The sequence below is a fragment of the Collinsella aerofaciens genome, from assembly GCF_040915545.1.
In the GTDB taxonomy this organism is placed as follows: Bacteria; Actinomycetota; Coriobacteriia; order Coriobacteriales; family Coriobacteriaceae; genus Collinsella; species Collinsella aerofaciens_BE.
Genome location: NZ_JBCPDH010000007.1, coordinates 54,228 through 76,616 on the forward strand (window position 1 = coordinate 54,228; position 22,389 = coordinate 76,616).

The 22,389-nt window shown below is 59.2% G+C and carries 23 protein-coding genes and 2 tRNA genes; 9 read left to right on the top strand and 16 right to left on the bottom strand.

Features of this window, described 5'->3' with window-relative positions:
* Positions 1–139 precede the first annotated feature (139 nt).
* Both AB5202_RS04020 and AB5202_RS04025 read right to left on the bottom strand, forming a co-directional pair.
* Positions 140–1,159 (bottom strand): Gfo/Idh/MocA family protein, encoded by a 1,020-nt coding sequence (locus AB5202_RS04020; RefSeq protein WP_195363519.1) that lies wholly within the window; start codon positions 1,157–1,159, stop codon positions 140–142.
* A gap of 90 nt (positions 1,160–1,249) precedes the next feature.
* Positions 1,250–2,440 (bottom strand): aldo/keto reductase, encoded by a 1,191-nt coding sequence (locus tag AB5202_RS04025; RefSeq protein ID WP_368143593.1) that lies wholly within the window; start codon positions 2,438–2,440, stop codon positions 1,250–1,252.
* Between the two features lie 146 nt (positions 2,441–2,586).
* Between AB5202_RS04025 and AB5202_RS04030 the strand changes: the two genes are divergently transcribed.
* Together AB5202_RS04030 and AB5202_RS04035 are read left to right on the top strand one after the other, a co-directional pair.
* Positions 2,587–2,799 carry a cyclase family protein gene (locus AB5202_RS04030; RefSeq protein ID WP_368143592.1) on the top strand — a complete coding sequence of 71 codons (213 nt, stop codon included), beginning with the start codon at positions 2,587–2,589 and terminating at the stop codon, positions 2,797–2,799.
* A gap of 122 nt (positions 2,800–2,921) precedes the next feature.
* On the top strand, positions 2,922–3,836 hold the full coding sequence (locus AB5202_RS04035) for a ketopantoate reductase family protein (protein ID WP_368143591.1): 915 nt from the start codon (positions 2,922–2,924) through the stop codon (positions 3,834–3,836).
* Positions 3,837–3,944: 108 nt separating this feature from the next.
* On the opposite strand, the gene AB5202_RS04040 is transcribed toward AB5202_RS04035, so the two are convergent.
* The 3 genes from AB5202_RS04040 to AB5202_RS04050 all read right to left on the bottom strand — a co-directional run bounded on the left by AB5202_RS04040 (position 3,945) and on the right by AB5202_RS04050 (position 6,737).
* Positions 3,945–4,151 carry a hypothetical protein gene (locus tag AB5202_RS04040; protein ID WP_147336372.1) on the bottom strand — a complete coding sequence of 69 codons (207 nt, stop codon included), beginning with the start codon at positions 4,149–4,151 and terminating at the stop codon, positions 3,945–3,947.
* A gap of 186 nt (positions 4,152–4,337) precedes the next feature.
* Positions 4,338–5,114, bottom strand: a complete 777-nt coding sequence (locus AB5202_RS04045) for a hypothetical protein (RefSeq protein ID WP_368143590.1) — start codon at positions 5,112–5,114, stop codon at positions 4,338–4,340.
* 312 nt (positions 5,115–5,426) lie between these two features.
* Complete coding sequence (locus AB5202_RS04050) at positions 5,427–6,737, bottom strand: O-acetylhomoserine aminocarboxypropyltransferase/cysteine synthase family protein (protein WP_368143589.1); 1,311 nt, start codon at positions 6,735–6,737, stop codon at positions 5,427–5,429.
* Positions 6,738–7,012: 275 nt separating this feature from the next.
* Here AB5202_RS04050 and AB5202_RS04055 point away from each other — a divergent pair, with 275 nt between their 5' ends.
* The 5 genes from AB5202_RS04055 to AB5202_RS04075 all read left to right on the top strand — a co-directional run bounded on the left by AB5202_RS04055 (position 7,013) and on the right by AB5202_RS04075 (position 10,535).
* A complete protein-coding gene (locus tag AB5202_RS04055) occupies positions 7,013–7,915 on the top strand; it encodes a LysR family transcriptional regulator (RefSeq protein WP_055251412.1) in 903 nt (300 codons plus the stop codon).
* Positions 7,916–8,014: 99 nt separating this feature from the next.
* A complete protein-coding gene (gene rnhA / locus AB5202_RS04060) occupies positions 8,015–8,500 on the top strand; it encodes a ribonuclease HI (RefSeq protein WP_089572983.1) in 486 nt (161 codons plus the stop codon).
* Between the two features lie 73 nt (positions 8,501–8,573).
* The gene (locus tag AB5202_RS04065) at positions 8,574–9,680 is read left to right on the top strand and encodes a Gfo/Idh/MocA family protein (RefSeq protein ID WP_368143588.1); all 1,107 of its coding nucleotides are present in this window, start codon (positions 8,574–8,576) and stop codon (positions 9,678–9,680) included.
* 2 nt (positions 9,681–9,682) lie between these two features.
* Positions 9,683–10,093, top strand: coding sequence for an acylphosphatase (locus AB5202_RS04070; protein WP_368143587.1), 411 nt, complete (start codon positions 9,683–9,685; stop codon positions 10,091–10,093).
* A 61-nt stretch (positions 10,094–10,154) separates the two neighbouring features.
* Positions 10,155–10,535 carry a Fur family transcriptional regulator gene (locus AB5202_RS04075; RefSeq protein WP_172677978.1) on the top strand — a complete coding sequence of 127 codons (381 nt, stop codon included), beginning with the start codon at positions 10,155–10,157 and terminating at the stop codon, positions 10,533–10,535.
* A 76-nt stretch (positions 10,536–10,611) separates the two neighbouring features.
* Here the strand turns inward: AB5202_RS04075 and AB5202_RS04080 are convergent, their stop codons facing one another.
* The 3 genes from AB5202_RS04080 to AB5202_RS04090 all read right to left on the bottom strand — a co-directional run bounded on the left by AB5202_RS04080 (position 10,612) and on the right by AB5202_RS04090 (position 12,503).
* A complete protein-coding gene (locus AB5202_RS04080; protein ID WP_368143585.1) occupies positions 10,612–11,409 on the bottom strand; it encodes an HAD-IIB family hydrolase in 798 nt (265 codons plus the stop codon).
* A gap of 83 nt (positions 11,410–11,492) precedes the next feature.
* Entirely contained in the window at positions 11,493–12,071 is a 579-nt protein-coding gene (locus AB5202_RS04085; protein ID WP_368143584.1) for an urease accessory protein UreE, read from the bottom strand.
* Between the two features lie 3 nt (positions 12,072–12,074).
* Positions 12,075–12,503 (bottom strand): FKBP-type peptidyl-prolyl cis-trans isomerase, encoded by a 429-nt coding sequence (locus AB5202_RS04090; RefSeq protein ID WP_117817160.1) that lies wholly within the window; start codon positions 12,501–12,503, stop codon positions 12,075–12,077.
* A gap of 120 nt (positions 12,504–12,623) precedes the next feature.
* Here AB5202_RS04090 and AB5202_RS04095 point away from each other — a divergent pair, with 120 nt between their 5' ends.
* Positions 12,624–13,637, top strand: a complete 1,014-nt coding sequence (locus AB5202_RS04095) for a dipeptidase (protein ID WP_368143583.1) — start codon at positions 12,624–12,626, stop codon at positions 13,635–13,637.
* A gap of 74 nt (positions 13,638–13,711) precedes the next feature.
* A complete protein-coding gene (locus AB5202_RS04100) occupies positions 13,712–14,488 on the top strand; it encodes a M48 family metallopeptidase (protein WP_368143582.1) in 777 nt (258 codons plus the stop codon).
* Between the two features lie 6 nt (positions 14,489–14,494).
* Here the strand turns inward: AB5202_RS04100 and folB are convergent, their stop codons facing one another.
* The 8 genes from folB to AB5202_RS04140 form a co-directional block, all read right to left on the bottom strand.
* Positions 14,495–14,980 (bottom strand): dihydroneopterin aldolase, encoded by a 486-nt coding sequence (gene folB, locus AB5202_RS04105; RefSeq protein ID WP_368137473.1) that lies wholly within the window; start codon positions 14,978–14,980, stop codon positions 14,495–14,497.
* A 43-nt stretch (positions 14,981–15,023) separates the two neighbouring features.
* Positions 15,024–15,605, bottom strand: coding sequence for an HD domain-containing protein (locus AB5202_RS04110; RefSeq protein WP_171021502.1), 582 nt, complete (start codon positions 15,603–15,605; stop codon positions 15,024–15,026).
* A 1-nt stretch (position 15,606) separates the two neighbouring features.
* Positions 15,607–16,164 carry a GTP cyclohydrolase I FolE gene (gene folE / locus AB5202_RS04115; protein ID WP_022094399.1) on the bottom strand — a complete coding sequence of 186 codons (558 nt, stop codon included), beginning with the start codon at positions 16,162–16,164 and terminating at the stop codon, positions 15,607–15,609.
* A 66-nt stretch (positions 16,165–16,230) separates the two neighbouring features.
* Complete coding sequence (gene nrdG / locus AB5202_RS04120; RefSeq protein ID WP_368143581.1) at positions 16,231–16,812, bottom strand: anaerobic ribonucleoside-triphosphate reductase activating protein; 582 nt, start codon at positions 16,810–16,812, stop codon at positions 16,231–16,233.
* Between the two features lie 430 nt (positions 16,813–17,242).
* Positions 17,243–19,465 (bottom strand): anaerobic ribonucleoside-triphosphate reductase, encoded by a 2,223-nt coding sequence (gene nrdD / locus AB5202_RS04125; RefSeq protein WP_368143580.1) that lies wholly within the window; start codon positions 19,463–19,465, stop codon positions 17,243–17,245.
* Between the two features lie 633 nt (positions 19,466–20,098).
* Positions 20,099–20,173 (bottom strand) — tRNA-Val (locus tag AB5202_RS04130).
* A gap of 3 nt (positions 20,174–20,176) precedes the next feature.
* Positions 20,177–20,252, bottom strand: a tRNA-Gly gene (locus AB5202_RS04135).
* 141 nt (positions 20,253–20,393) lie between these two features.
* A complete protein-coding gene (locus tag AB5202_RS04140) occupies positions 20,394–22,127 on the bottom strand; it encodes a glycoside hydrolase family 13 protein (RefSeq protein ID WP_368143579.1) in 1,734 nt (577 codons plus the stop codon).
* Between the last annotated feature and the right edge of the window lie 262 nt (positions 22,128–22,389).

A 22,389-nucleotide genomic window follows, 5' to 3' on the forward strand; every position in this document is an offset into this window, starting at 1 on the left:
TTCATCAGTTGCGGTGAAATACGGTCTATTGGTGCCCTATTTTGGCGCAAGCAGACCGTATTCCACCGCAAGTTATAAAAGGGGCATCAGGAGCAAAGGCCTCCAGGCATTCCAAGCGCTGGCGCCATGCCCCCACGCCCTAAAGTTTCAAGCGAATCGCATCGATGATGTGCGCACAGCGCTGTGTGGCGGCTAGGGACATGATGGGGCTTTCGAGTTTCCCCGCCTGAATGAGCTGCGTCGCATGCGACGCCTCACCGTAAAAATCATCGACCTCAAATGGTGCATCGATTTCGAGTATCCGACCGTCGGAATACTTCACATGAGCGAGCTCGGGGCGATGGAGCCGCTCGATTTCCAACGAGCCCCGCTCACAGGCAATCGTTAAGCGGCTTTCATATGTTGCTTTGCCGTCGCACACCATATGAATGGGTATACCGTCGACGCTCATATGGATCTCGTCGGCCCAATCGACGCGGCCGCCCGATACGTCACGCCAGCGAACTTCACGAGACGAAACCTCGCAAGCGCCCGCGAGCAAATCCTCAAACCAACCGACTGCATAGCAGCCCATGTCATATAGACAGCCGCCCTGCAACGGATCAAGCAGATAGTCTGAAGGAGACTCGCCGTAATCGAGCTTTTGCACGCTTTCAATCGAGACAATACGGCCAAGCTCACCCGACGCAAGCAAGTCCTTCACGCGAGTGCGCATCGGGCAAAACCGATTCTTCATCGCCTCCATAAACAGCACGCCGCGCTCGCGAGAGGTGGAGGCAATCGAGAGAGCCTCTTCCTCACTCAAAACGGCCGGCTTTTCGCACAGCACGGCCTTTCCGGCGCACAGCGCGCGACAGGCCCAACGCGTATGCATGCCATGCGGAAGAGCCAAGTAAATTGCGTCGACATCGGGGTCGGCAATCAGCGCGTCATAAGCCGCATCGCCGTTATCGTCGACCGAGGCATGGCCATGCGCAGCATCAATCGAAAACGCTCGGCAAAATTCCTCGACATGTGCAGGAGTGCGGCCGGCCGCAGCCACCAGCCGTGCCCCGTCGACCTTCTTGAGCGACGATGCAAATCGATGAGAAATGTGCCCAGCGCCCAAAATGCCCCAACGAACCTCACGCGAATCATCCCATGAATCCCGATGGCCCACGACAGCCCCCTTCAGTTGCGGTGGAATAGTCCCTGTTTAAGCCCTATTCTGCCGCAAGCAGGAACTATTCCAGCGCAAGTTATAAAAGGGTCACGAGGAGCGCGTTTTGCCGAAGGCCTTAAGCACTGCCGTCACGGGGCCAGGCTGGAAACGTCGGCGCACGTCATCGAGACGCTCGGGGATATCGATATGCTGTGGGCAGTGGCGCGCGCATTTGCCGCACTTGACGCAATTGCTCACCAGCTTGGCCTCGCTTGTGCGCACCGCGCTCGCCGTAAAGTACTGCGATAGACCCGTAAACCAGCTGTGCGCATAGCTTGCGTTGTAGGCGGCAAAACATCCAGGGATATTGATTCCTTTAGGGCACGGCATGCAATAGCCGCATCCCGTGCAGGGCACGCGATTCGATTTTTCAAACTCATCCAGCACGTGCGCGATCGTGTCGAGCTGGTTGGCAGTCATCGAATCCGGCAGGGCCCGATCGGCCAACACCGCGTTCTCATCCACCTGCGCGATATCGGTCATACCCGAAAGCAGCATCGTCACCTGAGGATGATTCCAGACCCACGAAAGACCCCAGGCGGCAGGAGTGCGCAAATGCGTGTCACGGGCACTATCGAGCACAGCGCGGGCCCGTGGCGGCAGCTTGCCCGCTAAACGCCCGCCCAGCAGTGGCTCCATCACAAACACCGCGAGGCCTCGCTCGGCGGCGGCCATGAGCCCCGCTGTTCCCGCCTGATATCGCTCTCCAGCGTAATTGTACTGGATCTGGCAAAAGTCCCACTCATATGCATCGAGCATCGTCAGGAAATCCGCCGCGCTGCCGTGGTACGAAAAACCAATCTGGCGAATGCGCCCCGCCGCCTTTTGACGCGCGATCCAGTCCTCGATGCCCAACGCCACCACACGTTCCCACTGGGCGGGCGAGGTAATGTTGTGCATGAGGTAATAGTCGATATGGTCGGTCCGCAGGCGGCGCAGTTGCTCGTCGAAGAACCGGTCGAAATCCTCCGCGCATTTGCACGAAGCATGCGGCAGCTTGGTTGCGAGCAAAACCTGGTCGCGCAAGCCCAGGCGCTCAAGCGACGCACCCACACAAGCCTCGTTGCCGGGATAGAGATAGGCCGTGTCCAGGTAGTTAATCCCCTGCTCCACCGCACGGGAGATGATGGCGTCGGCTGTCTTCGCATCCGGGCGTCCCGGCGCACCGGGAAACCTCATGCAGCCCAGCCCCAACGCCGAGATACGGTTGCCGCTTTTGGGGTCAACGCGATATTGCACGGCCCCTCCCCTCCCATCGAAGCCCTAATGAGGCGAAACACAACGGCCACGCCATCGAAACACATTGGAATCGCAATCGAGAACGTATCGTAACGTAGTAGAAATCGAGCCGTCACGGCGCCGCTTTAACATCAGCAAAAAGCCCGATGAAAGGAGCCGGGCATGACCACGCGCGCAAGGACGTCTACCCCTATCCCGGCGAGCAATACATCCTCTCGGTCGACCGCTATCAGATCGAAGTCATGGACCATCTGGACGAGCTTCCCGCCACGGGTGCCGTCATCTTCTGCACCTTCCCCAAGGTCCGCGATGGCGTCGGATACCCCGCCCGCGTCTTTGCGGTCTGCCCCGCGGCATAAGCGCACAGCGCAATAGTTTCTTTTTCATAACAGCCGCCCCGCGCACCCGCCAATCACCCTGGCGGCATACAATTCATCAGGCGCCCCGCACGCGGGCGCCTTTTTGTGAGGAGATGATTCGCATGCAGATCAACAAGGTCGCCTTTATCGGCAAGGGCGGCGTCGGCCTGCTCTACGGCAGCATGATTGCCAAGGCCCTCGGCAATGACGCCGTCGAATACGTTATGGATGACGCCCGCTTTGAGCGTCACGCGGGCGATGCGCTCACCGTCAACGGAAAGCCTTGCGATCTCACGTCCGTCCGCGCCAGCGAGGCAGCGCCCGCCGATCTGGTCATCCTGACGGTCAAGACCACCGGTCTCGACCAAGCACTCAAGACTATGGAGCGTGTCGTGGGACCCAACACGCTCATCGCCTCGCTGTGCAACGGCATTACGAGCGAGCAAAAGATTGCCGAACGCTTTGGCTGGGAGCATACCGTTCTTGGTATCTGCCAGGGCATGGACGCCGTGTTCCTCAACGGCGCGCTCACCTTTACCAATGCGGGCGAGATCCGCTTTGGCGCGGCGGCCGGCACGGACCCCGCGACCGTCACCGCTATCGACGGGCTCTACACGCGCTGCGGCATCGCCCATACCGTCGAGGACGACATCGCCCACCGCATGTGGGCCAAACTCATGCTCAACGACGGCATCAACCAGACCTGCATGGCCTACGGCGGGACCTACGGAAGCGCCACGGAGCCGGGCTCCGAGCAGCGTCGCTGCTTTGTTTCCGCCATGCGCGAAACGCTTGCGGTCGCCAACGCCGAGGGTATCGAGCTCACCGAGGCAGACCTAACGCAGATGGTGCATCTCATCGAGGGGCTCGACCCCGCCGGCATGCCCTCGATGGCGCAGGACCGCGTCGCGCAGCGCAAAACAGAGGTCGAGGAGTTCGCGGGCACCGTCCGCCGCCTCGCGGCCAAGCACGATATCCAAGCGCCGCAGAACGAATGGCTCTATCAGCGCATCCGTGATATCGAGGCAAGCTGGTAACGCCGCCGCACCGCATCCAACAGTCTCAATAGCAAAAACCGCCGCAAAGGGCACTCCCCTTGTGCGGTTTTCATGTTCAGCCATGGCCAACAGTCATTTTCGCAACAGTTAGAGATGCGACTCCGGAACCTCGTCCTCATCATCGCGACAAAGGACAACACCGGCGCTTCCCAGCAGTGTGGCCGCGATCAACGCGCCGACCACGATAGAGGCAGCCCCACAAGACCCCTGCATGCCCGCGACGAGCGCGGCCGTAGGACCAAGGCAACCAAGCGTCAATGCAACGGCGGCAACGGCGATATCTCGAGCGTTCACAAGACCACTTCCTCCACGAGAAAGACCTTATTTCTCATGAACTAGTGTGCCCCGCGCCCATATGCGCGACGTACCGTCACGGTAAGGGCTCTGTTAGCTCAAGCGTATACATAGAACGGGCGTCCTTACGTTGCCCTAAAGCTCGGTAAAGACGCCCGTCCGCCAAATATCCGTGATACAGAAAAACTACCAACCGGTGTAGTAGTCGGTGGTTCCGGCAGCGCAGCCGGAGTCATAGACCTTGCAATCACCCTTGGAGCCCGTAAAGGTCGAGCCCTGGGCCATATCGCCCGCGGCAACAACGTAATAGCCGTCGGAATCGCGCCAGAAGCCCTCAGAATCCTGAGTCCATTCGCCCGTGCGATAGTGATAAAGCACATTGCTGCTGTAATAGGTCTCACGGCGCCCGTTGTAGTTATTGACACCCGCAGAGCGCGTCAGGCCCGATCCGTTCGCGTAGGACGCGGCAGACGCGTAGGACGGAGTGTAACCGGCGTTGTAGTACGAAGCCTGGGCGGCCTCGGCAGCCTCCGCCTCGGCGGCAGCGGCCTCGAGCGCTTCGCGCCTGGCATTCTCAAGCGCAGTGCGCAGCTCATCGAGCTCGGTCGACTTCGCGTCGACCTCCCCCATCGTCAAAAGGCTGCCCGCACCATCGATACAACCCTGCAGCACAGCGCGCTCGTCATCGGTGGCATAGTCACCATACATGTTTAGGATAATCTGAGCGCGCATTTCAAGGGAATCGCGCTTGGCCTCCATCGAGGCGTTCCACTCCTGCATAGAGCCATAACCATCGCCGCGATAATCAACGGGCTGTACCAGCGTCGTCTCGGACGGCGTAGATCCAACCGTATCGGACAGTGTTGCGGCGTGGGCATCAGTTGCACCGGCGCCCGCCAAAAGTGCCACGGTCAGAGCGGCGGAAAGGGCAGCGGCTTTCGGTTTTCGTGAATCGATCCTCATGTAGCTGGAAACCTCCGTAGTGCGTTTTTGCTGCGTTTGAGCTGCGTGTGATTCGATCGCGCTGCATAGTACCTCGAGCAAATCGCGACCTGCGGTTTTACTCAAAAGGCGCACGTCAATTGCGTAAAACTCACATCCTCTCAACAGGAGTTTTCCACAACTCGAATGCATAAAGCATGCCAAAAACCCTGTAATAGCGCCCTTCCTATGCAAAAAAGGCGCCTGCGCAACCATTGCTTGCACAGGCGCCTTGAGCAGGCATTTTATGCAGTTATACCTATCGAGTCGCAAGGGGTCCTTGCACAAGTCGCCTTACTCGTCCAGCGCGGCGAAGGCCTGCTTCAGATCCCAAATGATGTCCTCGGCGTTCTCGGTACCGATGGAAAGACGGATCGTGGAGGGCGTGATGTTCTGCTCGGCGAGCTCCTCGGCAGAGAGCTGGGAGTGCGTGGTGGTAGCCGGGTGCACGACGAGCGACTTGACGTCGGCCACGTTGGCGAGCAGCGAGAACACCTGCAGATGATCGATGAACTTCCAAGCTGCCTCCTGGCCACCCTTAATCTCAAAGGTGAAGATCGAAGCGCCGCCGTTGGGGAAGTACTTCTGATAGAGCTCGTGATCGGGGTGCTCAGGCAGGCTCGGGTGGTTCACCTTGGCGACATGGCTGTCACCAGCCAGGAACTCAACGACCTTCTTGGTGTTCTCGACATGGCGGTCGACGCGCAGCGACAGGGTCTCGGCGCCCTGGAGCAGGACCCAGGCGTTGAACGGGCTGATGCAGGCACCCTCGTCGCGCAGCAAGATGGCGCGGACATAGGTTGCGAAGGCGGCGGGACCGGCAGCCTCGGCAAACGAAACACCATGGTAGGAGGGGTTGGGCTCAGCGATCTGGGCGTACTTTCCGCTCGCCTTCCAATCGAAGTTACCGCCGTCGACGATCACACCGCCCAGCGAGGTGCCGTGGCCGCCGATGAACTTGGTTGCGGAGTGGACAACGATGTTGGCGCCATGCTCCAGCGGACGGAACAGATACGGGGTGCCGAAAGTGTTGTCGACGACAACCGGCAGACCGTGCTTCTTGGCGATCTTGGAGATGGCGTCGATGTTGGGGATGTCAGAGTTGGGGTTGCCGAGCGTCTCGAGATAGATGACCGTGGTGTTGTCCTTGATGGCCCCCTCGACCTCTTCCGGGTTATGAGCATCGACAAACGTGGTCTCGACGCCAAACTGGGAGAGCGTATGCTCGAGCAGGTTGTAGGAACCACCGTAGATGGTCTTCTGAGCCACCACGTGGTCACCAGCCTGGGCAAGAGCCTGCAGGGTATAGGTGATGGCAGCAGCGCCGGAGGCGACGGCAAGACCGGCCACGCCACCCTCGAGTGCGGCGATACGGTCCTCAAAGACGCCCTGGGTGGAGTTGGTCAGACGGCCGTAGATGTTACCGGCGTCGGCAAGACCAAAGCGGTCGGCGGCGTGCTGGGAGTTGCGGAACACATAGCTCGTGGTCTGGTAGATAGGCACGGCGCGGGAGTCGGATGCGGGGTCGGCGCTCTCCTGGCCAACATGAAGCTGCAGGGTATCGAAACCAAAGGTGTGCTCGGGGTTGTTGATGAACTGGCTCATGATGATCTCCTTGATCGAACGAAAGTAAATAAATAAGAGAAGAGTAAGTCGCTGTCTCCTGATCACGCCAACGGGCGCAAACAGGAGCCCGGCATTCGTCTTGGCAAGCAGTTCATATGCGGTCCTCCCTTTGACATCCCGGTTCCGTGGTCGGCTTAATTACCTACCGCCTTTGTGTGTTTTGAATAGTACGAGCATTGTTTCGCTTGGTCAATCACTTAAAAGCGCTAACCTGTTATCGGTTTTTTAGATAGCTATCGAAAGGACGGGCACCGATGACCCTCCAGCAGCTTCGTTTTCTGATCGCCGTGGCAGAGTCCGGCTCAATCAACGCCGCAGCTCAGCGCCTCTATACCGCTCAGTCCAACATCTCAAACGCCGTCAAAAGCCTAGAACAAGAGCTCCATCTGGAGATCTTTACGCGCTCCAGCCGCGGCGTCACGCTCACCAACGACGGCACCGAGCTTTTGGGCTATGCGCGCCAGGTCGTAGAGCAGGCCGACATGCTCGAGGCACGCTACGAGGACGGTGGCACCCCGCAAGCCCGCCTCGCCATTTCCGCCCAGCACTACGCCTTTTCGGTCGAGGCCTTTGTCAACGTAGTCGAGCGCTGCCGCGACAGCAAGTTCGAGTTCATCATGCGCGAGACCACCACATCGCAGATCATCGATGACGTCCGTGCGTTTCGCAGCGATATCGGCATTCTGTATCTGGATGACTTTAACGCCCGCGTTCTGCAGAAGGCCTTCGCCGATGCCCGCGCAAGCTTCCATCCCCTATTCGACGCGACGGTCCACGTCTTCGTTAGCGAGCGCCACCCGCTCGCACGCCGCCCGCAACTGTCCCTTGCCGACCTCACGCCCTATACGCGCTACAGCTTTGAGCAGGGAACCTCAAACTCCTTCTATTACGCCGAGGAACCTTTTAGCTATATCCCTTGCGACCGCAACATACGAATCTCAGACCGCGGAACACTTACTAACTTACTTATCACGTCGAACGGTTACACCCTGTCGACCGGTGTCCTCTCCAATGAAATGCAATGGGGCATGGCATCGATCCCGCTAGCAGACGCCCCAACGATGCACGTTGGCTACATCATGCACGACGAGCGCAAGCCCTCTCTCCTCTTGCAGCAATACCTCGACGAGCTCAACCGCATCATCCATGCCAACTAACAGTCGGAAGACGGGGTAGAAATCGTAGATTGCTGGCCCCCGGCGGGCATGGCGCTACAATGGTCACTCACATGAAATGCACTCAACGAAAGGAAGCCCGTGAAGGTCATCATCTACACCGACGGCTCGGCCCGATCAAATCCGGGACGCGGCGGCTACGGCGCCGTGCTCAAATACACCAACCCCGCCGGCAAGACCTTCACCTCCGAGCTTTCGCGCGGCTACGCCAAGACCACCAACAACCGCATGGAACTCATGGCGGTCATCGTGGCGCTCGAGGCGCTCAACCGCCCTTGCGAGGTCGAAGTCCATTCCGATTCGCAGTATGTCGTCAACGCCTTTAACAAGCACTGGATCGACGGCTGGAAAAAGCGCGGATGGAAAACCGCCAACAAGCAACCCGTCAAGAACCGCGACCTGTGGGAGCGCCTACTCACCGCCAAAAGCAAGCACAAGGTTGAGTTCATCTGGGTTAAGGGTCACGCCGGCCACGAGCTCAACGAGCGCTGCGATGAGCTCGCCACCACGGCGGCCGACGGCAGCAACCTCGATATCGACGCCGGCTTTAACGAGAGCGACCTGTAATAGCGTTTTCGCGCAGCTTTATATCCCCACGCGCTACACTCATCCTGTAGACCAAACAACGCAAGGGGGACGTATGCTGCGCATCGCGACCATCGGCACATCCATGATCACCAACGACTTTATCCAAGTCGTCAACGCCAACGATCAAGCCGCGTTTGTGGGCACGCTTTCACGCGATGCCAATCGCGGTGCCGCCTTTACCGCCGAGCGCGGTGGCGAGCGAAACTTTACTTCACTCGATGAGCTCGCGGCAGCCGCCGACGTCGACGCCGTCTATATCGGCAGCCCTAACGCACTTCACTACGAGCAGGCCCTTGCCTGCATCGCCGGTGGCAAGCACGTCATCGTCGAGAAACCCTTCTGCGCCACCGAAGCGCAGGCGCTGGAAGTCTTCCGCGCTGCCGAGGCAGCAGGTGTCGTGGCCCTCGAGGCCATGCGTCCCCTCCACGATCCCGCCTTCCACGCCATCGAGGACGCCCTGGGCGAGATCGCCCCCATCCGCCGCGCCTCATTGCGCTTTGGCAAGTATTCCTCGCGCTACAACGAGATTCTCGCGGGACGCGCCACCAATATCTTCGACTGCAATATGGCATCGGGTTCCCTCATGGACATTGGCGTCTATACCGTCGAGCCCATGGTCGAGATCTTTGGCATGCCCTCCGGCCTTACGAGCATGACCACTCTGCTCGATCCCACCACGCGACAGCTCACGCACGGCCCCATCGATGGCTGCGGTTCCATCCTCGCCAGCTACGGCGGTGGCCGTATCTCCGTCGAGCTCGCGCACTCCAAAATTACGAATGACCTGCTGCCCTCGCAGATCGAAGGCGAGCGTGGCACTATCCAGATCGACCATCTGTCCACGCCCCGCAACGTCCGCATCGACTATCGCGGCGACGTCGTACGCGGCACGGCGACCGAGGCACCGCGCGAACAGGGAGACAACGGCCGCGTGCTCGACCTGCCCAAATCGAGCAACACTATGGAATACGAACTCACAGACTTTATCACCGCCATCGGCGGCATCGATAACGTTAAGGAAGAGATTTGGGAGACCCCGGCGGGACGCCACGAGCTTGGCCACTACCGCGATGTCACACTCGTCTCACTGCGCATCATGGATGCCGTGCGCCAGCAGGCCGGCATAACCTTCCCGGCCGACGCAGGCAAGCAGGCATAGCTATGGGCCTCTTCGATACGTTCTTCTCCAGCGTCACCGGCGGCAGTCGAGAGCCTCAAAAACCATCAAACGTCGAGCTCGAGCTGCGCCGCAGGCTTACTGTGCTCGCAAGCGACGAGGCCACTCAAGACACTCCCCTGCGCTATTTCCTGCGCTGGGCGGGGCAAGTCCAGGGCGTTGGCTTTCGCTTTACCAACACCAACCTCGCGCAGGCACGCGCGCTCACCGGCTGGGTGCGTAACATGGAAGACGGCTCAGTCGAGATGGAGATACAGGGGGCTCCGGCAAATATCCTATCTCATCTCGAGGCGCTTCATGCCTCCTACGAGCGTATGGGAACGCGTTTTCGCCTCATAGACGCCCAGGCCCGAGCCCCACTTGCCAATGAAGACGGTTTCACGCCTCGTTATTAGTATTGTGTGCTAAATACGGTATCATTTACCTACGACCGTTGATAGAAAAGAGGCGAGGCGCATGGCGGTGCAAAGAAGGAATACCAGGCAGCGAAAGCTGGTTCTTGACGCCGTGCGCCAAAGCTATAACCATCCCACCGCCGACGAAATCTACAACGTCGTGCGCGCGCAGGATGACAAAATCAGCCGCGGCACGGTCTACCGCAACCTCAATCTCTTGGCCGACGCCGGCGAGATTCTCTCCATCAAGACGCCGGGCGGCAGCCGCTTCGATCGCACGATCGAGCCGCATGCGCATATCATCTGCACCTCGTGCAGCCGCGTCATCGACGTACCACTCCCCTTCGATGCCCAGCTCGACGCCAAGGCATCCGAGCAAATCGGCTGGCACGTCACGTCGCACTACACCATCTTCGAGGGTCTCTGCCCCGACTGCCGGTAGATGTTTGGGACATGCTTTAAAATCCACCTTTCCGCACGCTGCAGCAAAAAGTAGATTTCTAGGATGTCCCGAAAACCTACACGGCGAGCAGACGGCGCAGTTCTTCTTCGACTGTGCGCACGTAACGGACGCGGTCGTTGATGCCGCGCATTGTGGGGTTGCAGTTCTCCATCAGATAGGGATGGCCCACGACGTTGAGCATGTCGCGATCGTTTTCGTTATCGCCAAATGCCATCATCTCATCGGGCGAAATACCCAAGGCACGACCGTAATCGGCAAGCGCGGAACCCTTACCCGAATCAAAGCCGATAAAGTCCGTCCATTCGGTTCCCGACGTCATCACGTCGACACGGTCGCTAAAGAGGCGCTCGAAATACTCCAGCGCCGCCGGCTGATTCACCTCGGGCGTCTGGAAGGCAATCTTAATGACGTCCTCGTCGATGTCCTCGGGGCGGTCGACCACCGCCACATCGCAGTGGACCTCATAGCGCAAATGGTCGACGAACGCATCGTTGCCGCTCATGGTGTAGAGGTGTCCCTCACACGAAAGGGTCACGTCGGCATGGGGATACGCAACCACGGCATTCGCGATATCCATAGCAAGGCTACGCTCCATGGAACGCTTGACAACGGCACGCCCCTCGCTCATCACTAGGGCTCCGTTTTCACATACATAGGCGAGCTCATCGGCCACCGGGGCAAACAGGTAGCGCAAGCTCGCATATTGACGACCGCTCGCCGGCATAAACACGATGCCGCGACGATGCAGCTCGTCGATGAGCTTAAAAGCCTCGGAACGCGGCTCGCGCTCCCCCGGATGCAGCAACGTGCCGTCCAAATCGCATGCAATCAGCTTGATTCCCTCAAGACCCATATGCTTTCCCCCAAAGCACCTCATCAACAGTAAGACGGACTTTGAATAGCTGCCTCTCAAAGTCCGTCTTACTCATACGCACGTTAACCGCGCGCCTTTTTTACGATCGTAAAGTCTGGAGCCATACTCACAACGGCATCCGCCGCACTCGACGCAAAGCGCCGGTCCGCATCGAGTTCACGGGTAACCACCGAGAGCCGAACGCCCTCGACGCCCCGGAGCATGCGGCCCAAAACAGGCTGCACCGGCGTATACATGCGCACGGTATATTCGTCCGAATCGCCTCGGAAAAGCGGCGCGTGCATATTGCCGATCTCCCAGCACGCATGCGCGAGCGCAATCGGGTCCATGCGGTCAACTTCGACCAAATAAACCTCGGCACTGCGCAGGCGCACGACAACCGCCACGGGCACCATGCCCGAACGGTCGATGACAAGCACATCGCCATCGGCAAGGCAATCGCCATCGGCAGCGCCCAGCCGAATATCGACCGTGCGCCCCAGCTCCGTCACGCCCACAAACGCGCATGCATCAACCTGGTCCCAATCGAGCAACAGCTCGTCAACTTCAAAGACACCGCCCAGCTCCCGGCGAAGCAGGAGTTCATAGGACGGATCGTTGAGATTTCCCAAGCATGTCGTCAAAACCAAGCGTTCAGGCATACTCTAGTCCTCGACCTCGACGAGCTCGATATCAAAGTTGAGATCCTTGCCGGCGAGCTCGTGGTTGGCGTCGAGCGTCACGGCCTCGGGCGTCACGTCTATGACCACGGCGGGGACGGGCATGCCGCTCGGCGTGGACAGGAAGAGCTTCATGCCCTTCTCGATCTGCTCGATATTGGGGACCTGCTCAGCCGGGAAGGTCAGGACCATCTCGGGATTGTGCTCGCCGTAGGCATCGGCAGCGGGAATGTGCACGGTCTTCTTCTCGCCCACCTGCATGTCGACAACAGCGGCGTCGAAGCCCTTGATCATCTGACCGGCGCCGCAGGTGAACTCCAGCGGCTCGCCGCGATCGTAAGAGCTATCGAACTGCGTGCCGTCGTCGAGCGTGCCACGATAATGGGTCTTGACCTTCTTGCCCTGGTTGGACATGGTAACCTCCGTGATAAGGGCGGCGCACAACGCGGGCCGCCATGAACATATGGCGCTAACTATACCCTAGTCATACAATTCAAAGACAGTTTGCAAAGAAACGCTGCAACCGGAGGAACCATGGCATATCCCGTATTTGACCTACACTGCGACACCGCTGACCGCATCGGCTGGGCCACGCTCGATCTCGACCTGCGCTTTACCGCCGGTACCGACGGTTATTTCCCCGGCGACGAAACGCATCCGCAAGATTTCGACCTCATCGAGGGCAACGCCTGCGCCATCTCGCTCGCAAAGATCGGCAACACGCCGTGGGCACAGTGCTTCGCCACGTTTGTCCCCGACGAGATTCCCACCGCCCACGCCGCGCGCTTCCAGGCGCAGATCATGGCGCATATGAGCGGCCAGGCAATGCTCAACCACGACCGCATGGTCAACGTACGCAGCGCGGCAGACATTCGCCCTGCGCTCAAAGACGGCAAGGTCGCCTGCATCCACACCATCGAAAACGCCACGTTCTTTGCCGAGGACCCCGCGCTGATCGAGGTGCTCAAGAGTCTGGGCGTACTCATGTCATCACTCAGCTGGAACGCGCAGGGGTCGCTCGCGAGCGGCCACGACACCCACGCCGGCCTCACCGCCGCCGGCATCGAGGCCCTTACGCAGATGGAGCACGCCGGCATGGTGCTCGACGTCTCCCACCTCAACGACGAGTGCTTTGACGAGGTTGTCGCCCACGCCACGCGCCCGTTCGTCGCCAGCCACTCCAACTCCCGTGCGGTTTGCGGCGTCAAGCGCAACCTCACCGACGACCAGTTCCGCACCATTCGCGACATGGGCGGCATCGTCGGCCTCAACTACTGCAGCGAGTTCCTTTCCAACGACGCAACCGACAAAACCGCCGCAGACGTCACCTTCGACCAGCTAGCGGCACATATCGAGCACTGGCTCGACCTGGGCGGCGAGGACGTCATCGCGCTCGGCGGCGACTGGGACGGTGCCACGGTGCCCGCTTTCCTCTCCGATGCCAGTATGATGCCCGAGTTCCAGAACATGCTCTCCAAGCATTTTGGCAAGACCGTGATGCAAAAGCTCTGCAGCGACAACGCGCTTGCCTTCTTTGAGCGTTATTAATTTCACATCCCTTGAGCGGGCCGGCATGCCGAGCGGTCGACATGCCGGCCCGTCCCCAATCTGAAGGATCACATTTGACGCAGCAATTTACGATTTCCGCATCCCGACCGGATGGAACGCTCATCCCCGTCGTCGTTACCAAAAAGCGCGTCAAGAACTTTAACCTACGCGTCACATCGAGCGGCGAGGTCCACGCCAGCGCACCGCTCGACGCCAGCCGCGAGCGCATCGAAGCGTTTGTGAAGCGCAACAGCGCCTGGATTATCAGCCGACTTGCCCAACGTGAGCAACGTCAGGCGACAGCGCAAGAGCCGCTCAGTCCCTCGTCCATCATTGCGCTTTGGGGCAAGCCCATCACGGTACAGGATGCACTCGATCACAACTTTGCATCACCCGCACCGCGACCCAAACAGGCCACCTTCGCAAGTTTTATGGGTACCGATGAGCCAAGTGGGCGCGCGCAGGCAAAGCAGTGCACGGCCCTCGACGGCCTAACGTCCGGTGAGCTCCAAGCCCACATCGACCAGCTCTATACGTCCGAAGTCACATCGGCGCTGCGCGATATGGTGCACGCATACGAAATCGCAATGGGTGTCGCCGTTTCTCGCGTTTCCGTACGCAGCATGAAAACGCGTTGGGGCTCATGCACTCCCAAATCCGGCGCCATTCGCATCGCACGCGAACTTGCCGCCTATCCCATCGAATGCCTCGACATGGTTGTCGCCCACGAGCTCGTCCACTTGCTCGAGCCAAGCCACAACCAGCGGTTCCACGTCCTGCTCGACACATACTGCCCCAACAATAGAGCACTGTCCCAGCGGCTCAAGCAGCCACCCATAGAGACATATTAGTACCGGTTAGCGCACGCGCTCGATCTCGACACCGCAGCTTGCCAGGGGAAGACCGACGGGCGCCCAAGGCTTATCGAGCTTGATGCGCACACCAAGCAGCGAGGGATAACGGCGCAGCAGCATCTGGGCCGTACCCTCAGCTGCCGCCTCGATGAGCCTAAACGTATGCTCGCGCAGATAGCCATCGACATCGTGGCACACCGAGCCGTAGTCAATCGAGGCGTCCAGGTTATCGTGCTCCCCCGCAGCGCGCAGGTCGGCATAGAGCACCAAGGACACGATGAACTTCTGGCCCAGCGCGTTCTCCTCGGGATACACACCATGGTTGGCAAAAACCTCAAGCCCGTCAATGACAATACGGTCGGCATGGCGCAGATCGTCATAGCTCACGTGGGGCACCGCCGTTGCGGTGGATATTTCGCCCCTGCCACGGCGGGCGAGCTCGGCGCCTTCAGTCTTGGTTGCATTCTCGGGCAGCTTTTTGTTACTCATCGCGATCGTCTCCTTCGTTTAGAACCCCGACCGCGCAAACTAACTACACGCGAATCGACAGGTTCTTTTTATCATCGCTCCAGTTGCAAGCATTGCGCGCGGGGCATGCGAAGCAGGCGCGCGAGGCCTTGTCGGCCGCATAGAGCAGACGCTCAAGCGGTTGGCTGTTCACGCGCAGCTTTCGATGGCCCAGAATGGCCGTCTTAATGGCTGCGGCATCGGCCGGCTCAAACGCCACGTCATCGGGCATGCCGCCGAGAATTGCATCAGCGACGCGCTCGCTTGCAACATCATGGGATATACCCGATTCATACTGTTCATCTTTGCCGATATCGTGAAGAAGTGCCGTGGCGTAGATGACCTCGCGGTCAAATTCGAGCTGCTCCTCGAGATTCTTGATCCACATAATGCGAGCGACATCGAGCAGATGGTCAATACCGTGGCGGCAGAAGATGCGCCCCGATTCCAACTGCGCAATGTTGCCCAGGTGCCGCCGAAACAGCCCGTTGGCACAAATGTAATCAATGCGAGGCATGGCACCAAAGGGGGCCAGGCCCGAAGCCATGAAGCCGCGACGCGACGTCCCCTCATCGGTCTTCGATGTAAAGTCGTTGACGACCCTCATGCTATCGGCCCAGCATCCTAAAGAACCGCTCCTCGAGCGCGGGATCGGTCTCAAAGACGCCGCGGCGAGCGAGCGTCACGGTCTTGGTGCCGGGCTTTTGCACGCCGCGCATGGTCATGCACATATGCTCAGCCTCCATGAGCACAATCGCTCCCTGGGGAGCGAGATAATCCATGAGAGCGTCGGCAACCTGCGCACACAGCTGCTCCTGCAGCTGCAGACGACGGGCATAGACTTCAACCGTGCGAGCGAGCTTAGACAGACCCGCCACGCGACCGTTAGGGATATAGCCGATCGCAGCCTTGCCATAAAACGGCAGCAGATGATGCTCGCACAGCGAGTAAAACGTGATGTCGCGCTCGATAACCAAGTCGTTCGAGGCGACGGCAAAGGTTTTGGACAGGTGCTCTTCGGCACTCTGGTCCATACCGCCGGCGATCTCACCATACATACGGGCAACGCGCGCCGGGGTCTCCAGCAGGCCCTCACGAGTTGGGTCCTCGCCTATGCCCTCAAGCAACAGCTTAATGGCGGCCTCGACTTTTTCCTGATCGACCATCTGGGCCTCACTTTTCCGATTTTGCGTTCGCGCTATGGTACCACGCTCTTCGGCATCGACCACAAGCTACATAGTATGGGTCGAATAGACCGGATCATCACGCCAAAGTTCAACCGCATCACAAAGCACAACGCCCTCGCGCTCAGCACGGGCGCGCGTAGCGTTCATATCAATCACGCGCTGATTGCTCGAGCCCCTAAAGCGCAGCGTGATATCGTACAGGTCCTGAACAAACGGGCCGTCCACCAACATATCAAGACAGGTAAGGATGCGGTCCGTCACCTCGGTATGATGACGACCGCCCGGCATAAGCTCCTCGAGCACATCGCCGGTAAAGCACCAAATAGTCTTTCCCGACCCCGATGGATAGGCCGCACGCACGCGTTCGATAAAGTCGACAAGCCCCGCCTGATTCTCAGGTTCCATAGGCTCGCCGCCCAAAATCGTCAGACCATCGATAAAGGGATGATCGAGGCTCTCGATAATTTTGTCCTCGACGGCGCTATCGAACGGCTCGCCCGCAGCAAAGTCCCACGCGACAGAGTTAAAACAATTCTTGCACCCACGACGGCACCCGCTCACAAACAGAGAAGTACGAACGCCTTCTCCATCAGCAATGTCGAAATACTTAATGTTCGCGTAGTTCATAGGTAACCTTTCTGGGGGTCTGGAGTATATCATCCCGTCCTCAAACAGCTTCGCTCGCTGCGCTCGCTGCAGAACTGCGGGCGGGACGATATACTCCAGACCCCTCGCGAGCGATACTCGGTGAACAAAGCGAACATCGAGTATAGGGTTCGAGGTCTAATAAATACTGAGTTGCAGCTCAACCGACTTCGCAAGCAAAGCGTTGTTGCAAGTCAACTCATTTCCGCTAAGAACTTCGAGGAGTGAGCAGGCCTCATGCTGCATCTCAGCTACGTCAACTTGACCGCCCCGTAGCGAGGCCCCGGACCTTTGCTCGATATGAGTTCCGCACGAACAGGAGGCGCCAGTGGCGCCTCCGTCGTGAGCCAGGACTGTCCGAAATAGCGAGTAAAGGTCCGGGGCCTCGCTACGGGGCGGCCTGGGATGGTAATTAGAGATGCAGCACGCGGTCGCGGATCTCCTCGGTTCGACCCTGGTTCCAGAATTGGGTACCGATGTAGCCGCACGTACGACGGGCGACGTTCATCTTCTCCTGATCGCGGTTACCGCAGTTGGGGCACTCCCACACCAGCTTGCCGTCATCCTCGACAATCTTAATCTCACCGTCGTAGCCGCACACCTGGCAGTAATCGCTCTTGGTGTTAAGCTCGGCGTACATGATGTTGTCGTAGATGTACTGCATCACGCGAATGACAGCCTTAAGGTTGTCCTGCATGTTGGGAACCTCGACGTAGGAGATAGCACCGCCCGGCGAAAGCCGCTGGAACATGCCCTCAAACTTAAGCTTGTCGAAGGCATCGATCTCCTCAGACACATGGACGTGATAGCTGTTGGTGATGTAGCCCTTGTCCGTCACGCCCGGGATGATGCCAAAACGACGCTGCAGGCACTTGGCGAACTTGTAGGTCGTCGACTCAAGCGGGGTACCGTACAGCGAGAAGTCAATATCGCTTTCGGCCTTCCACTCCGCGCACTTGTCGTTCATGCGCTGCATGACAGCCATGGCAAAGGGCGTGCCCTCCTTCTCGGTGTGGCTGTGGCCCGTCATGTACTTGACGCACTCATACAGGCCGGCATAACCCAGACTAATGGTGGAGTAACCGCCCACGAGCAGCTTGTCGATCGTCTCGCCCTTCTTCAGGCGGGCGAGGGCACCGTACTGCCAAAGAATCGGTGCGGCATCCGAAAGCGTACCCATCAGACGCTCATGACGGCACAGCAGGGCGCGGTGGCACAGCTCAAGGCGCTCGTCGAAGATCTTCCAGAACTTATCCATGTCCTGATGCGAGCTCAACGCGACATCGGGCAGGTTGATGGTCACAACGCCCTGGTTAAAGCGACCGTAGTACTTGGGCTTGTTCGGGTCATAGTTCAGCGCGTTGGCCACGTTGTTAAATCCGTTACCGGAGCGGTCGGGCGTCAGGAAGCTGCGGCAACCCATGCAGGTATAGCAATCGCCGTTGCCGGCGGTCTCGCCCTTAGACAGCTTGAGCTCGCGCATCTTCTTCTCGGAGATGTAATCGGGCACCATACGCTTGGCAGTGCACTTGGCAGCCAGCTGGGTCAGGTAGAAGTACGGGGAATCCTCGTGAACGTTATCGTCCTCGAGCACGTAGATGAGCTTGGGGAACGCCGGGGTGATCCACACGCCGGCTTCGTTCTTAACGCCCTCATAGCGCTGACGAAGCGTCTCCTCCACAATCATGGCAAGGTCGTGCTTCTCCTGGGGCGTACGGGCCTCATTGAGATACATAAAGACCGTCACGAACGGCGCCTGGCCATTCGTGGTCATAAGGGTCACGACCTGATACTGAATCGTCTGAACGCCGCGACGGATCTCGTCACGCAGGCGGTCCTCAACAACCTCGCGGACCTTTTCGGGAGATGCGGAAACGCCGAGCTCCTCGAGCTCGCGGGCGACCTCGCCGCGAATCTTTTGACGGCTCACCTCGACGAACGGGGCAAGATGGGTCAGCGAAATCGACTGGCCACCGTACTGGGAGGAAGCAACCTGGGCGATGATCTGCGTCGCGATGTTGCAGGCGGTCGAGAAGCTGTGCGGCTTCTCAATCAGCGTACCCGAGATAACAGTGCCGTTCTGGAGCATGTCCTCCAGGTTCACCAGATCGCAGTTGTGCATGTGCTGGGCAAAGTAATCCGAATCGTGGAAATGGATCAGGCCCTCATTATGGGCATCCACGATCTCTTGGGGCAGCAGCACACGCTGAGTCAGGTCCTTGGAGATCTCGCCGGCCATGTAGTCACGCTGAACGGAATTGACGGTCGGGTTCTTGTTGGAGTTCTCCTGCTTGACCTCTTCGTTGTTGCACTCGATCAGCGACAGGATCTTGTCATCGGTCGTGTTCTTCTGGCGCTTCAGGCTCTGAACATAGCGATAGATGATGTAGTGGCGGGCAACCTCGTAGCAGTCGAGACGCATGATCTCGTCCTCGACCAAATCCTGAATCTCCTCGACCGAAACAGTGTGGCCCGCGTTCTCGCATGCCTCGGCGACGTTTTGTGCCGCGTAAACCACCTGGCGGTCGGTAAGACGAGAGCTCTCCTCGACCTCCAAGTTTGCGGCACGGATGGCATTGACGATCTTATCGATGTCAAAGACAACCTCGGTGCCGCTGCGCTTGATGATCTTCATCCTCTTGCCTCTTTCGCGTCGTAGTCTCATTGCGCTTCAGAGCCAAACGATGCCCGGCAGGGCGTGCCCCTGTCTTGCGGCGCCGTCGCGCAATCTGTGTTCTCGATAAACCATAAGCCTCCATGCGGACATTCCCAGGAGCCGATCAAGCGGCTCAAGGACACGTTCAAAAGAGGCAGTTAAGGTCTTCGTTCTCTGTCCGCCATCTATCATACGACAAAGAGGCATCTATATCCTGTATTCTTTTTTTAGGTCAAACACAACATATAGTGTTTCAGCAGGTCAAAGCAATTAGTCATTTTGCAGACGCATTAAAAATGAAGGGCTCTTGGCAGAGTGCTAAAACGTTATCAGCTCGACTACCTGCACGGCAGTTTTGAAACCCCCTCAACCGCGCCGCTGACAAATCCTACCAAAACCAAGCCGCTCACGCCAAAAGAATCCAAAAGATTATGCTTGACCAACATGTTGCGGTCACGATCGGCCAGGACGTATGCAATCTGCCGGCACCTCTACGGGATGCGAAGACCATCGCGTACAGACCTTGGATCAATATTTGGCGGCTTATTTGGCGGCGTGCTTGGTGGCAAAACAAAACAGCCCAGAGGACATAGCCTCTGAGCTGCGAACATTTGGTGGGCGTTAGAAGATTTGAACTTCTGACCTCTTCCGTGTCAGGGAAGCGCTCTCCCCCTGAGCTAAACGCCCAAATGGAGCGGACAACGGGGCTCGAACCCGCGACCCCAACCTTGGCAAGGTTGTGCTCTACCAACTGAGCCATGTCCGCTTACGAGGATTAATCTTACGTGATACCCGCATCCTATGCAAGAACTTTTTTTGAAAAGTTTTGCGACGCCCTCGCGAACCTCGCAAAGACATCAGCCACCACGTAAGGCGCAGGCAAACGCAAACTCGCCGCAAGAGGCCCCTACAACTCAGCGAGCATGATCCAGACAGAACTGTCCTGCGCGAGCCTGCCGTCTGCAAGCGGTGATGAGGTGAGCAGGACCCTGCCCGCCGGCAGCTCCACGGGTGCTGCACCGAAGTTCGTCACACACGTCCAGCCGTTGTCGCGGCGATAGGCGATGACGCCGCCCTCAGCGCCCTCGGCACCATCCGCAAGGCCGGTGCGCCCGTCAAGATCGAGCCACGCGAGATCGTTGGCGCACCCGCGCAGCTTGCGCCGCAGCCAGAGGGCGTCACGATAGAGCGCAAGCATCGATGTCGGGTCCGCTTCTTCCCTATCGGCAGCGTAATCGGAAAACCATGCAGGCTGCGGCAGATGGGGCGCCGCATCGGCGTCCGCCGGTGAAAACCCAAACGATCCGCCCCGCGCGGGATCGTCCGCCGCCACCCACGGCAGGGGCACACGACAGCCGTCTCGCCCCTTCTCGCGCTTCGGTCCGTGCGTATTGGTCGCAGTGGGATCTTCGAGTGCAGCCCACGGAATGTCAGCCACCTCAAAAAGGCCGAGCTCCTCACCCTGATACACGTATGCCGCGCCCGGAAGCGCCAGCTCGAGCAAAAGGGCCGCCCGCGCGCGGCGCTCGCCAAGTTCACGGTCCTCGTCATAAGACGACCCGTCGCGTAAGAGCCAGTCGAGCGCAATCTGGTGGTAGCGCGTCGCCTTGATCTGCGGCAGGGCATAGCGCGTCGCCACGCGCGGCACGTCGTGGTTGGAGAGCACCCAGGTCGAGGCGGAATCGGATTCTATAGCTGCCTTCAAGCCCTCCTCGATTGCAGCGTGCATGTCATCATAGGTCCAAGTGGCCTTGGCAAACTCAAAGTTGAATGTCTGGCCAAGCTCGCTGGGACGCGCGTAGAGATACTGGCGCTCGGGCAGCACCCACGCCTCGGCAACGGCGCTGCGTGGCGGATCATAGCGGTCGAACACGCGGCGCCACTCGCGATAGATCTCGTGGACCTCGTTGCGGTCCCACAGCGGATGGGTGCCGTCCTCAACCATGTCATCGCCCTCGGCGAGATGCCACCGGTCGAGGTCATCGCGGTCGAGATCCTTGGCGAGACCGTGCGCCACATCAATGCGAAAGCCATCGACGCCTCGATCGCTCCAAAACGCCAGGACGTCGCAAAAGAACGCATGGACCTCGGGGCACGACCAGTCAAAGTCCGGCTGCTCGGGCGTAAACATGTGCAGATACCACTGACCGTCCGCGACGCGCGTCCAGGCGGGGCCGCCAAAGTTGGCATTCCAATTGGTGGGAGGCAGCTCGCCGTGCTCGCCGCGACCATCGCAGAAGATATAACGGGCGCGCTCGGGCGATCCGGGGCCGGCGGCAAGAGCGGCTTTGAACCAGGGGTGCTGGTTGGACGAATGGTTGGGCACGATGTCGACGATGACCTTGATGCCGTGCGCGTGAGCCGCAGCGATCATGTCATCAAAGTCGTCAAGCGAGCCGAGACGTGGGTCGACATCGCAGTAGTCCGCCACATCATAGCCGCCATCAACAAGAGGCGATGGGTAAAACGGGCTCAGCCAGATGGCCTCGATACCCAGCCGCTCAAGATAGTCCATCTGCTGGGTAATGCCCGCGATATCGCCCAGACCCGAACCAGTCGAATCCTTAAACGAGCGCGGGTAGATCTGATAGATCGCGGCATCGGACATCCATGAGCGCGAAGAGGTTATTTCTGTAGCCATGGGGCATATCTCCCTTGCAACGAGGTTTGCGAGATGTCCACGATGATACGCCCAAGGCAGACATTCGCGACAAACAACGCCCCACCCACGCTCCAAAAAAATGCTCGCTCCCTCTCGGGTTCGAGCCCCCTGGGGCGGATTGACCAATGAGGCGAAAAGAATGGAAGACTCACTCCCCCGGCCACGACAGACACTATGACCCAATCCGAGGGCACGGAAACGACAGGAGCCCCCGCTCGTGACCGCGGGTCGGGGCTGCGAC